Source organism: Stenotrophomonas rhizophila, assembly GCF_001704155.1.
GTDB classification, from domain to species: domain Bacteria; phylum Pseudomonadota; class Gammaproteobacteria; order Xanthomonadales; family Xanthomonadaceae; genus Stenotrophomonas; species Stenotrophomonas rhizophila_A.
The window spans coordinates 2099714-2112138 of record NZ_CP016294.1 but is presented as its reverse complement, the minus strand read 5'-3'; the positions used below and the strand labels follow the sequence as shown (position 1 = coordinate 2112138).

At 68.1% G+C, this 12425-nt stretch carries 13 protein-coding genes; all 13 read left to right on the top strand.

What is annotated here, in order from left to right; all coding sequences use genetic code 11:
• The first annotated feature begins 57 nt into the window (after positions 1-57).
• The 13 genes from fliS (at position 58) to BAY15_RS09485 (ending at position 12425) form a co-directional block, all read left to right on the top strand.
• A complete protein-coding gene (fliS, locus tag BAY15_RS09545; RefSeq protein ID WP_068851708.1) occupies positions 58-474 on the top strand; it encodes a flagellar export chaperone FliS in 417 nt (138 codons plus the stop codon).
• Positions 474-788, top strand: coding sequence for a hypothetical protein (locus tag BAY15_RS09540; protein ID WP_068851705.1), 315 nt, complete (start codon positions 474-476; stop codon positions 786-788). Before fliS ends, BAY15_RS09540 begins: the two co-directional genes overlap by 1 nt.
• The gene (locus BAY15_RS09535; protein ID WP_068851701.1) at positions 785-1369 is read left to right on the top strand and encodes a PilZ domain-containing protein; all 585 of its coding nucleotides are present in this window, start codon (positions 785-787) and stop codon (positions 1367-1369) included. The genes BAY15_RS09540 and BAY15_RS09535 overlap by 4 nt, the downstream gene beginning before the upstream one ends.
• Before the next feature lie 57 nt (positions 1370-1426).
• Positions 1427-2059, top strand: coding sequence for a response regulator (locus BAY15_RS09530; protein WP_068851698.1), 633 nt, complete (start codon positions 1427-1429; stop codon positions 2057-2059).
• A 264-nt stretch (positions 2060-2323) separates the two neighbouring features.
• Positions 2324-3733, top strand: a complete 1410-nt coding sequence (rpoN, locus tag BAY15_RS09525; RefSeq protein ID WP_068851695.1) for an RNA polymerase factor sigma-54 — start codon at positions 2324-2326, stop codon at positions 3731-3733.
• A 14-nt stretch (positions 3734-3747) separates the two neighbouring features.
• On the top strand, positions 3748-4125 hold the full coding sequence (locus BAY15_RS09520; RefSeq protein ID WP_068851692.1) for a response regulator: 378 nt from the start codon (positions 3748-3750) through the stop codon (positions 4123-4125).
• Positions 4122-5612: a sigma-54 dependent transcriptional regulator gene (locus BAY15_RS09515; RefSeq protein WP_068851690.1), complete on the top strand. Its 1491-nt coding sequence runs from the start codon at positions 4122-4124 to the stop codon at positions 5610-5612. The genes BAY15_RS09520 and BAY15_RS09515 overlap by 4 nt, the downstream gene beginning before the upstream one ends.
• Positions 5613-6075: 463 nt before the next feature.
• Positions 6076-7146: a YadA-like family protein gene (locus BAY15_RS09510; RefSeq protein ID WP_068851687.1), complete on the top strand. Its 1071-nt coding sequence runs from the start codon at positions 6076-6078 to the stop codon at positions 7144-7146.
• A gap of 243 nt (positions 7147-7389) precedes the next feature.
• Entirely contained in the window at positions 7390-7746 is a 357-nt protein-coding gene (fliE, locus tag BAY15_RS09505) for a flagellar hook-basal body complex protein FliE (protein WP_068851684.1), read from the top strand.
• A 12-nt stretch (positions 7747-7758) separates the two neighbouring features.
• Positions 7759-9405: a flagellar basal-body MS-ring/collar protein FliF gene (gene fliF / locus BAY15_RS09500; protein WP_068851681.1), complete on the top strand. Its 1647-nt coding sequence runs from the start codon at positions 7759-7761 to the stop codon at positions 9403-9405.
• Positions 9406-9427: 22 nt separating this feature from the next.
• Complete coding sequence (gene fliG, locus BAY15_RS09495) at positions 9428-10414, top strand: flagellar motor switch protein FliG (RefSeq protein ID WP_068854644.1); 987 nt, start codon at positions 9428-9430, stop codon at positions 10412-10414.
• Positions 10411-11046 carry a FliH/SctL family protein gene (locus BAY15_RS09490; protein WP_068851678.1) on the top strand — a complete coding sequence of 212 codons (636 nt, stop codon included), beginning with the start codon at positions 10411-10413 and terminating at the stop codon, positions 11044-11046. Before fliG ends, BAY15_RS09490 begins: the two co-directional genes overlap by 4 nt.
• The gene (locus tag BAY15_RS09485) at positions 11043-12425 is read left to right on the top strand and encodes a FliI/YscN family ATPase (RefSeq protein ID WP_068851675.1); all 1383 of its coding nucleotides are present in this window, start codon (positions 11043-11045) and stop codon (positions 12423-12425) included. The genes BAY15_RS09490 and BAY15_RS09485 overlap by 4 nt, the downstream gene beginning before the upstream one ends.

The following is a 12425-nucleotide window of genomic DNA, read 5'->3' as shown; positions in this document are numbered from 1 at the left end:
ATTCATGGCAGCACCCACCACCTGATGTCTGGCGTGGGTCCCAGAGGAGAAGTTCCAATGTACGGTTCCAGCCGTCAGTACGCAGAGCAGTACCGCAAGGTCGGCGTTTCCAGCGCCGTCAACGATGCCGACCCGCATAAACTGGTCGCCATGCTGCTGACCGGTGCCTGCGAGCGCATCCGCCTGGCCGAGGCCTGCCTGGAGCGCAACGACCAGGCCCGCAAGGGCAAGGCCATCGGCGAGGCCTGCGCCATTGTCGGCCACCTCAATGGCTCGCTCGACCACGAAGCCGGCGGCGACATCGCCGGCAACCTGTCGGCCCTGTACGACTACGTCATGCAGCGCCTGACCGATGCCAACCTGCACAACGACGGCGCTGCCCTGCAGGAAGCCCTGCAGCTGCTGACCGAGATCGATTCTGCGTGGAATGCCATCCCGCACGACCAGCGCCAGCCCGCTGCGGCAGGCGCCTGATGCACGCCTCACTCGCCCCCGACGTCCTTCACCTCCTGCATGATGCGCTGGACAAGCTGTCGGGCGCGGTTGAAGGTGATGACCACGACCTGACCCAGCGCCTGATGGACGCCTACGACCAGCAGGTACGTGCGTACCTGGACGAACACGAGGCCCGCATCGACGCCGGCTCGCTGCGTGGGCTGATCGCCCGCCAGCAGCAGGTCAGCATCCGCATGGCGGCCCGCCGCGACGAAGCGGGCAGCCACCTCACCGCCGACCGACGCGCCGTTCGCGCGTCTCTCGCTTACCTCCGGGCAGAATCTTTGACATGAGCGAACTTCGCCCCAGCGACATCCATCATCCGGCCGAGAGCGAGCTGTTCGATGAAACGCTGAGCTGCGATGTCGCCCTGCCCGCCGAATTCCGCCTGGGCAGCAGCGTGATCCGCCCCGGCAGCGCCGAAACCCTGCTGCGCAGCGTTGCCCTGGTCGAGGATTCCCGGGGTGATGACGGCCATGACGACCGTGGCGAATCCAGCGCCCAGCTGCAGCGCCTGGAAGCCAAGCTGGACCTGACCATGGTGCTGCTCGGCCGACTGGTGCGGCAGAGCGCCCAGGACCTGGACCTGCGCCCGCTGCGCTGGTCGCGCCGGGGCATCCGCCTGGAACTGGGCGCCCGCACCGGTGCTGCGGCCGGCAGCCTGGGGGTGATCCGCCTGCAGCCCTGCGACTGGCTGCCCGACCACATCGACCTGCCCGTCACCGTGCTGGCCGAAGCGGCCACCGGTGCCGGCTCGTGTTTCCTCTGGCTGCGCTTCGCGCCCATGAGCGATGGGCTGGAAATGGCGCTGGAGCGGCACCTGTTCCGGCTGCACCGGCGGCAGGTGGCGGATTCCCGGCGGCGCGGTCTTTAATAAAGAGCCGCGCTAGGATAATGTGAAGAACTTCTTTTCTTCACATCTCCTCTGCCCGTGCGCGTTCTCATCGTCGACGATCACACCCTGGTCCGCGCCGGCCTAAGCCGCCTGCTCCAGGGCTTTGCCGACGTCGAGGTCGCCGCAGAGGCCAGCAATGCAAAGGAGGCGCTTGAAATGGCCCTGCTGCATTCGCCCGATGTGATCCTGATGGACCTGTCCCTGCCCGGTCGTACCGGGCTGGAAGCCCTGAGCGACATCCTGGTCCGCGCGCCGGGCACCCGCGTGGTGATGATGACCATGCACGACGACGCCGTGCACGTGCGCGATGCACTGGACCGCGGTGCGGTGGGCTTCGTGGTCAAGGACGCCGCCCCCCAGGAGCTCGACCTGGCCCTGCGCGCCGCCCATGCCGGCCAGGTGTTCCTGAGCCCGCAGATCTCGGCCAAGATGCTGGCGCCCATGCTGGGCAGGGAAAAGCCGGTCGGCATTGCCGCGCTCTCGCCGCGCCAGCGCGAGATCCTGCGCCAGATCGGCAAGGGTGAAAGCAACAAGGAAATCGCCGCCGACCTGGGCATCAGCGTCAAGACGGTGGAAACCCACCGCGCGCGCATGATGGAATCGCTGGGCTGCCGCCGCGCCAACGATCTGCTGTTGCTGGCCGCGCGTCACCAGCACGAACTGGAATAACCGGCGTCGATTCCCCGACATCTGCCTGCCACAGCGGCCACGAGCGCCGGGTTTTTGATCGGGACGCAGCCGAAGACACCGCGGAAACAGCGATCCCCGCCGCGCCCAGCGTCAAATAACCAGACATACCGTCAGGAATCTCCCCACACGCTGTCGGGAACCTGACGACCCCGCTAGGGAACCCCCTGATTTCGCCCCCACGGGATCACAAGCAAGATGTGTTCCATAACGCACCGGGGGCTCGGGGCGACGGGGATACACCACATGAAGCCGATGATGTCGACCCAGATGGGTCAGCAGCTGCACCTCACGCCGCAATTGCTGCAGTCGATCCGATTGCTGCAGCTGGACGGCATGCAGCTGGAGCTGGAAATCCGCCGCGCACTGGACACCAACCCGCTGCTGGAGCTGGAAGAAGCGCCCGCGCCCGACACCGCCGAGACCGGCGAAGCCGGCACCACCGTGGAAGTGGCCGCCTTCGACGAACTGCCCGAGCCTGCAATGTGGGACGTGGCCGGGGCCAGCTGGCACGATGGCGACGACGACCGCCTGCAGCGCATTGCCGCCGACGAATCCAGCGACCCGCAGCTGCGCGCCCTGCAGCGCCTGTCGCTGGAACTGGACGCACGCGGACTGGCCGTGGCCCGCTTCTGGCTGGAGCACTGCGACGATGCCGGCTACCTGGACGCTCCGCTGGAGCAGCTGACCCTGCTGGCCAGCGCCCATTGCGACGTGGACGCCGCCGGTGTGGAAGCGGTGCGCCAGCAGATCCTGCACGGCGACCCGGCCGGCCTGGCCGCCCGCGACCTGCACGAATGCCTCTCGGTCCAGCTGCGCGCCCTGCACGGCCGCGTGCCGGCCCGCCACCTGGCCCTGCGGGTGCTGGACCACGGCCTGGACGCCCTGGCCGCGCACGACTACCCCGCCCTGGCCCGCCAGCTGGATGCGGAAGTCGCCGACATCCACGAAGCAGTGCGCCTGATCCTCTCGCTGCAGCCGCGCCCGGGCGACAGCCTGCTGCCGGATACGTCCGGCGCGGTCATCCCCGACGTGGTGGCCTGGCACGCCGATGGCCAGTGGCGCGTGGCGCTCAACCCGGCCACCAGCCGCCGCCTGAGCATCAACCCCACCTACGAAAGTGCCCTGGCCGATGCCGGCGACAGTGCCCAGCCGTTGCGCGACATGCTGCAGGAAGCCCGCTGGCTGACCCGTGGCCTGTCCATGCGCTACGACACCCTGCTGCGCACCACCCGCGTCATCATCGAACGCCAGGCCGGCTTCCTCACCCGCGGCGAAGAGGCCATGGCCCCGCTGACCCTGAAGGAAGTGGCCGATGCCATCGGCATGCACGAGTCCACCGTCTCGCGCATCACCACCGGCAAGTACCTGCAGACCCCGCGCGGCACCCTGGAGCTGAAGCACTTCTTTGCCGTGCGCCTGGAAGGCGCCAGCGTCTCCGGCCAGGCCGTGAAGGCCATGGTCCGGCGCCTGATCGATGCCGAACCAGCCGGTCGTCCGCTGGCTGATGAGGCCATTGCGGGACTTCTGTCACGTCAGGGCGTGAACATTGCCCGCCGAACCGTTGCAAAATACCGCGAACAACTGGACATCGCCCCGGCCCGGGAACGCCGCCGGCACAATGCCCGCACCCCGCTACTGGCCCGGGTGGGCTGAAGGAAGTACACGACATGAACAAGCTCACCGTCCTGCTGGTCGATGACCACGAGGGCTTCATCAACGCCGCCATGCGCCACTTCCGCAAGGTCGACTGGCTCGATGTGGTCGGCAGCGCCGGCAATGGCCTGGAAGCCATCGAGCGTTCCGAGTCGCTGCGCCCGCAGGTGGTGCTGATGGACCTGGCCATGCCGGAAATGGGCGGGCTGCAGGCCACCCGCCTGATCAAGACCCAGGACGATGCACCCTACATCGTCATCGCCAGCCACTTCGACGACGTCGAACACCGCGAGCACGCCCTGCGTGCCGGTGCCGACAATTTCGTCAGCAAGCTGTCCTACATCCAGGAGGTCATGCCGATCCTGGAGGGCTTGAAGGAGCCGACGCCATGAGCGAGTCGCGCATCCTGGTGCTGGACAACGACGCCGTGCGCGCCGAGCGCACCGTTGGCCTGCTGGAATTCATGGACTTCAACCCGCGCTGGATTGCCGACGCGGCCGATTTCGATACCACCCGCCACCGTGCCACCGACTGGATGGCCGTGATCATCGGCGGCCTGGAGCCGGGCGCGCGCAGTGAAGCGCTGTTCGCGTGGGCCGGCCAGGGCGGCCTGCCGCCGCCGGTGATGCTGATTGACGGCGATGCTGCCGCGTTCGCCCAGCGCCACGGCCTGCATGAGGCCAATGTATGGCCGTTGGAAGCCCCGCTGCGCCACGCGCAGATGGAAGCCCTGCTGCGCCGTGCCAGCCTGAAGCGGCTCGATGCCGAACACCAGGCCGGCGCCAGCCAGGACCAGGGTCCCACCGGCGAGGGTGCGGCGGTGAGCGCGCTGCGCCAGATGATCGAGCAGGTGGCCGCTTTCGACACCACCGTGCTGGTGCTGGGCGAATCGGGTACCGGCAAGGAAGTGGTGTCGCGTTCGATCCACCAGCGCTCGCCGCGCCGCGATGGCCCGTTCGTGGCGATCAACTGCGGCGCGATTCCGGCCGACCTGCTGGAAAGCGAACTGTTCGGTCACGAAAAGGGTGCATTCACCGGCGCACTCAGCGCACGCAAGGGCCGCTTCGAAATGGCCGAAGGCGGCACCCTGCTGCTGGACGAAATCGGCGACATGAGCCTGCCGATGCAGGTCAAGCTGCTGCGCGTGCTGCAGGAACGCAGCTTCGAGCGCGTAGGCGGCAACCAGACCATCCGCTGCAACGTACGGGTGATCGCCGCAACCCACCGTGACCTGGAATCGCGCATTGCCGATGGCAAGTTCCGCGAGGATCTGTTCTACCGGCTCAATGTGTTCCCGATCGAAGTGCCGGCGCTGCGCGAGCGTAGCGAAGACCTGCCCGCACTGGTCACCACCATTGCCGGCCAGCTGGCCCGCACCGGCCGCGGCGAAGTGCGTTTCAGCCCGGAAGCGCTGCAGGCCCTGGCCGCCTACGAATGGCCGGGCAACGTGCGCGAGCTGACCAACCTCGTGGAGCGCCTGGCCGTGTTGCACCCGGGCGGCAACGTTCGGGTGCAGGACCTGCCGGCACGGTATCGCGGTGATTTCGCGGTGGCAGCGCCGGTTGCAGCAGCGGCGCCGGCACCGGCTGGTGAGGACCGCCTGGACCTGCGCAGCTTCTCGTTCCACGCCCCGGCGACGGGTGCAGCGGCAGCGAACGGCGCCGTCCCGGCCGACAAGTCCCCGGCCCTGCCCGACGCCGGCCTGGACCTGCGCAACCACATGGCCAACATCGAGCTGACCCTGATCAACGAGGCGCTGGAGCGCACGCAGGGCGTGGTGGCGCATGCCGCGCAGCTGCTTGGCCTGCGGCGTACCACGCTGGTGGAGAAGCTGCGCAAGTATGGGATCGAGCGGGACCAGGCAGAGCTGGCCGGTTGATGTTTGCAGGATGCGCATAGTCGGAAAGGCCCGGTTTACACCGGGCCTTTCTGCGTTTTAGCCGATGGGATCGATTGGTCCGGACGGCGTCTCTTACTTCGTTCCGGCGTCAGGATGTCTGACGGTCGGCTTCGGATTGCCTAAACGTCGGTGGCATCGTCGCAACCGATTGCACACCGGCTCCGGATGCTTGCGCCGCGCTGCGCGCAGTCGCCGACTAACAGTCGGCGCTACGAATTGTTACGGGCGCCGGTGGGATCCGGATTGCGAATTGTTACGGGCGCCGGTGGAATCCGGATACGGCAGTTCCTGCGATGGCCCTTCACCTCACCGTGACGGCATCGGGAATAGCGTCGCCAGCAGCCGTATGCGGGGGAGACGCGTACGGGGAATCGGGGGATTCATGCAGATCGTCTGACCGGCATTGCCCCGGCGGGCGCGCTGCCACCCGAGGATCTCCGCCATGGATCGTTCCTGGTATCGCATTGCACTGCGTGGTGTTTCGCGCGCGACCTCCGCCCGTTCCCTCCTCATCACCGCCGCTGCGTTGGGCGTGTTCCTGTCAGCAGCTTCTCCAGCACTTGCCCAGTCGGTCTGCAACCAGACCGGCGGTACCGCCCCCACGGCCACCGGCGGAAGCGCCTTCGCCTGCGGCGATGGCGCCAGCGCAGCCGGCGGCACGTCCACCGCCTTCGGTACTGACGCCAACGCTGCGGGCAATAATTCCACCGCAGTCGGGTCACTGGCCAGCTCGGCGGGCGAGTTCTCCACCGCCATTGGCCGCAGCGCAACGTCCAGCGGTGCGGCATCGACCGCATTGGGATTCAACAGTGCAGCCAGTGCGGCCAACGCGATGGCCTTCGGGGCCAATGCAGCGGCCAGCGCGGAGAACTCGGTTGCGCTGGGTACCGGTTCGGTCGCTGATGAAGCCAACAGCGTATCGCTGGGCGCTGCAGGTGCCGAGCGCAAGGTGACGAACATGGCCGCCGGCACCAACGCCACCGACGGCGTCAATGTCAGCCAGCTCAACGACACCGCCGCGACCACGCTCGCCTCGGCCAACCAGTACACCGACGAACAGGCTGATGCCACCCTGACCGAGGCCAACACGTATGCCGACCAGGTGGCCGGCGATACGTTGACGGCGGCCAATACCTACACCGACCAGCAGATAGACCAGGTCGGCGGAATGGCCAGCGGTGCCGCAGCCGCGCTGGAACAGTTCCGCGCAGAGGTCGGCGACCAGTTTGCCAACGTCTACACCCGGTTGGACGGCATGGATGCCGCACTGCGGACGATGGATCGCCGGATCAGCCGGCAAGGCGCAATGTCGATGGCGCAGTCACACGCCGTGACCACGCCCCAGGCCGAAGATATGACCGCGGTTGGGGTTGGCTACGGCAACTCCGAAGGCGAGAACGCGTTCGCGGTGGGCGTACGCCATCGCTTCACCCAGGCATTTTCCCTGTCCCTGAGCGGGTCGAAGAGCGGCGACGAGACAGCCTTGGGTGCAGGCGTTTCGCTTATCTGGTAGCCCCTGACCGACATCACCACGACGGCGGCGGCCCCCCGGGTACGCCGCCGTTGCCGTCTGCGCGACGGTTTCCCGACGCCGGGGTTCCGGCGCAGTCGCCACGGCGCGATGACGCGGCCGCATTCCGCCGCGCCAAAGCCCTTCACACGACAGCATCACGACATCGCTGAACCACTCAGCCGTTTCGGCACGGGGCTTGCAACGTCATCACTCGAAACCCCCAAAACAGCCGGAACGTTCCAGATGTCACACTCCGTCACCTCGATTCTTTCCCAGATCCGCACCTACCAGACCCAGGTCGGTCAGTCCGTTGAGACCCCCCAGACCAACGCCCTGCAAGGGCTGCAGGGGCTGGGGGCGCCGCAGGACGTGCAGGGCCCGAGCTTCACCGAGACCCTGCGTGGCGCGATCGCCGGGGTCAACGAGGCACAGCAGAAATCCGGCGCCCTCGCCCGCGCCTTCGAACTGGGTGAACCCGGCGCCGACCTGGCCAAGGTGATGGTCGCCTCGCAGCAGTCCCAGATCGCCTTCCGCGCCACCGTGGAAGTCCGCAACCGTCTCGTCCAGGCTTACCAGGACGTGATGAACATGCCGCTGTAAGGATAGAAACGCATGGCCCTGTCGCTCACCAAGGAATCCCTGAACGCCGAAAAGGCGGGCCAGTGGTTCGACCGGCTGCAAAGCCTGCAGATCACCCGTCGGCTTGGCCTGATGGCGATGATCGCCGTGGCCGTTGCGGCAGGCCTGTTCGTGTTCTTCTGGTCGCAGAAGCCGGGGATGGTGCCGCTGTACACCGGCCTGGACCAGAAGGCCACCGCCGAAGCCACCGACCTGCTGCGTGCGGCGCAGATTCCGTTCGAACTGGATGCGGCCACCGGCGGCATCACCGTGCCGGAAAAGAACCTGCACGATGCGCGCCTGAAGCTGGCCGGCTCCGGCCTGACCGACAGCGGCCGGCTCGGCTTCGAGCTGATGGAGCGCGACCCCGGCTTCGGCGTCAGCCAGTTCATGGAAAATGCCCGCTACCAGCACTCGCTGGAAACCGAGCTGTCGCGCACCATCAACACCCTGCGACCGGTGCGCGATTCGCGCGTGCACCTGGCCATTCCCAAGCCCAGCGCCTTCACCCGCCAGCGCGACGTCGCCAGCGCCTCGGTGGTGCTGGAACTGCGCGGTGGCCAGCAGCTGGAACGCGGCCAGATCGATGCCATCGTGCACATGGTGGCCGCCAGCATTCCCGACCTGGCCGCCGAGCGCGTCACCGTGGTCGACCAGAGCGGGCGCATGCTCAGCGTGTCCGACCCCAACAGCGAAGCGGCGGTCAACGCCGCCCAGTTCGACCAGGTGCGCCGCCAGGAAACCTCGTTCAACCAGCGCATCCGTGAGCTGCTCGAGCCGATGACCGGCCCGGGCCGGGTCAACCCGGAGGTCAGCGTGGACATGGACTTCTCGGTCACCGAAGAAGCCCGCGAGATCTACAACGGCGAGCCGCAGAAGCTGCGCAGCGAACAGACCAGCGAAAACAGCACGACCACCCCGGGCCCGCAGGGCGTACCGGGCGCGGCCAGCAACACGCCGCCGGGTCCGGCTGCGGCACCGGCCACCGCTGCCGCGCCTACCGAAACCGCGCGCAACGCCACACGCAACTACGAACTGGACCGCACCCTGCAGCACAGCCGCCAGCCGGCCGGCCGCATCAAGCGCGTTTCCGTCGCCGTACTGCTGGACAACGTGCCGCGCCCGGGCGCCAACGGCAAGACCACCGAGCAGCCGCTGTCGGCCGCTGAACTCACCCGCGTCGAAGCGCTGGTCAAACAGGCAGTGGGCTTCAACCCCGAACGAGGCGACACCGTGTCGGTGATGAACGCTCCGTTCGTGCGTGAAGTCACCCCGGTCGAAGGGCCGAAGTGGTGGGAACTGCCGCAGGTGCAGGACGGCCTGCGCCTGCTGCTCGGTGCCATCGTGGTGCTGGCGCTGGTGTTCGGCGTACTGCGCCCGGCGCTGCGCTCCATCACCGGCACCCCGAAGAAGCCCGGCCGGGACGACAGCCTCGAACCGCACAGCGCCGACGTGCAGCTGGTGGACGACGGCGAAGGCCTGCCCCAGCTCGGCTCGGACCGGGTACACCTTTCTGGCCAAGAGCCGCTGGCATTGCCCGTGGACTCCTACGAGGAACGACTGCGCATGGCGCGTGAAGCTGTAAAGACCGATTCCAAGCGCGTGGCCCAGGTGGTCAAGGGCTGGGTGGCCAATGATTGATCCCGCCGCCCCCCCTGCCCCGCTGAGCGGCGTGCAGCGCGCCGCCGTGCTGCTGCTGTCCCTGGGCGAAGTGGAAGCGGCCGACGTGCTGCGCCACATGGAACCGAAGGAAGTGCAGAAGATCGGCATCGCCATGGCGACCATGAGCGACATCACCCGCGAGCAGGTCGAGCGGGTCATGGACCAGTTCAGCACCGAACTGGGCTCCAAGACCTCGCTTGGCGTCGGCTCGGACGACTACATCCGCAACATGCTGGTGCAGGCCCTGGGCAGCGAGAAGGCCGGCAACCTCATCGACCGCATCCTGCTCGGCCGTAACACCACCGGCCTGGACGCGCTGAAGTGGATGGACCCGCGTGCGGTGGCTGACCTGGTGCGCAACGAGCACCCGCAGATCATCGCCATCGTGATGGCCCACCTGGAAACCGACCAGGCCGCCGATGCGCTCAAGCTGCTGCCCGAGCGCACCCGCGTGGACGTGCTGCTGCGCATCGCCACCCTGGACGGCATTCCGCCGAACGCGTTGAACGAACTGAACGAAATCATGGAGCGCCAGTTCGCCGGCAACCAGAACCTGAAGTCGTCCAACATCGGCGGCGTGCAGTGCGCGGCCAACATCCTCAACTTCATGGACAGTGGCCAGGACCAGGCGATCCTCGGCGAGATCTCGCGCATCGATGCGCCGCTGAGCGCGCGCATCCAGGAAAAGATGTTCGTGTTCGACGACCTGATCGACCTGGAAGACCGCGAACTGCAGCTGGTGCTGCGCGAAGTCAGTGGCGAGCGCCTGGGCCTGGCCCTGCGCGGCGCCGACATCAAGGTGCGCGACAAGATCACCCGCAACATGTCCCAGCGTGCCGCCGAAATCCTGCTTGAAGACATGGAAGCACGCGGTCCGGTGCGCCTGTCGGACGTGGAAACCGCGCAGCGCGAGATCCTGGCCATCGTCAAGCGCATGGCCGATGAAGGCACCGTCACCCTCGGCGGCAACGCGGAGGCGATGCTGTGAACCACGCCGTGCGCTGGCTTGCCCCGGACCTGCTGGCAGCCCCTGCCGCCCCGCAGGACGACCATTACGACCTCGACGAACCGGTTGCCGAACACGAGCCCGAGCCGCTGCTGCAGCTGCCGACCCTGGAAGAAATCCAGGCGATCCAGGACGCTGCGGAAAAAGACGGTTTCGAACAGGGCCACGCCGACGGCCAGGCCCAGGGCCAGGCCGAAGTGCGCCGCCTGGTCGCGCAGATCGAAGGCATCCTGGACAACTTCGGCCGTCCACTGGCACGTCTCGAAAACGAAGTGGTGGCCGCGCTCGGCGAACTGGCCGTGCGCATCGCCGGCACCCTGGTCGGCCGCGCCTACGAGGCCGACCCCGCCCTGCTCGCGCAGCTGGTTGGCGAAGCGGTCGACGCGGTGGGCGGTGCAAATCGCGACGTCGAAGTGCGCCTGCACCCCGACGACATCGCCGCACTCGCCCCGCTGCTGCAGCTCTCGCCCACCCAGCGCCTCACCGCCGACCTCACCCTGAGCCGTGGCGACCTGCGCGTACACGCCGAAGCCGTGCGCATCGACGGCACCCTCGAGGCGCGTCTGCGCGGCGCGCTGGATGCAGTGCTGCGCAAATCCGGAGCCAGCGCATGAACCCCGAACCCCTGCCCCCGCCCGCCGCGGACTGGTCCGCCGCGCGCAACCTGCGCCTGGCCGCGCGCCTGGACGGCATCAAGCCCGACGGCGCACATGGTCGCGGCCTGATCCGCGAAGGCGTGCTGCGCCGCGCGGTCGGCCTGACCCTGGAAGCGGTCGGCTGCGAATCGCCGATGGGCGCCAGCTGCAAGGTCGAAGTGGCCGATGGCGGCTGGGTCGATGCCGAAGTGGTCGGCTTCGCCGGCGAACGCACCTACCTCATGCCCAGCGCCGAGCTGCACGGGCTGCTGCCCAATGCCCGCGTGGTGCCCTCGCTGGGCCGTGGCGGCGTGGAAGTCGGCGAAGGCCTGCTCGGCCGCGTCATCGACAGCGACGGCGTGCCCCTGGACGGCAAGGGCCCGATCCGCGCCGAAGGCACCGTCGGCATGGCCGGCGTCTCGATCAACCCGCTCGCCCGTGAACCGATCACCCAGCCGCTCGATGTCGGCGTGCGCGCCATCAACGCCCTGCTGCCGATCGGCCGTGGCCAGCGCGTGGGCCTGTTCGCCGGTTCCGGCGTCGGCAAGTCCACCCTGCTGGGCATGATGACCCGCTACACCGCCGCCGATGTGATCGTGGTCGGCCTGATCGGCGAACGTGGCCGCGAAGTGCGCGATTTCGTCGAAAGCACCCTCGGCGAAGAAGGCCTGCGCCGCGCCGTGGTGGTGGCCAGCCCCGCCGACCGCCCACCACTGGCCCGCCTGCACGGCGCCTACCGCGCCACCGCCATTGCCGAATGGTTCCGCGACCAGGGCCTGAACGTGCTGCTGCTGATGGACTCGCTGACCCGCTTCGCCCAGGCCCAGCGCGAAATCGGCCTGTCCGTCGGCGAACCGCCGACCACCCGCGGCTACCCGCCCTCGGTGTTCGCCAAACTGCCCGCGCTGGTCGAACGCGCCGGCAACGGCGCCAAGGGCCGCGGCTCCATCACCGCGTTCTACACCGTGCTGACCGAAGGCGACGACCCCCAGGACCCCATCGCCGACGCCGCCCGCGCCATCCTCGACGGCCACATCCTGCTCTCCCGCCGCGTGGCCGACAGCGGCCTGTACCCGGCCATCGACGTCGAATCGTCGGTCAGCCGCGTCGTCACTGAAATCGCCGACGAACCCTGGCGCCTGCGCATCCGCAAGCTCAAGCGCCTGGTCTCCGCCTACTCCAGCAACCGCGACCTGATCGCCATCGGCGCCTACCAGCGCGGCAACGATCCGGCCACCGACGAAGCACTGGAACGCTGGTCGGACATCGTCGATTTCCTCGGCCAGGACGTCGGCAAAGCCGCCGACCTGCCGCACAGCCAGGCCGCGCTCAAGCGCCTGGTGGAACCTGAGGGCTAA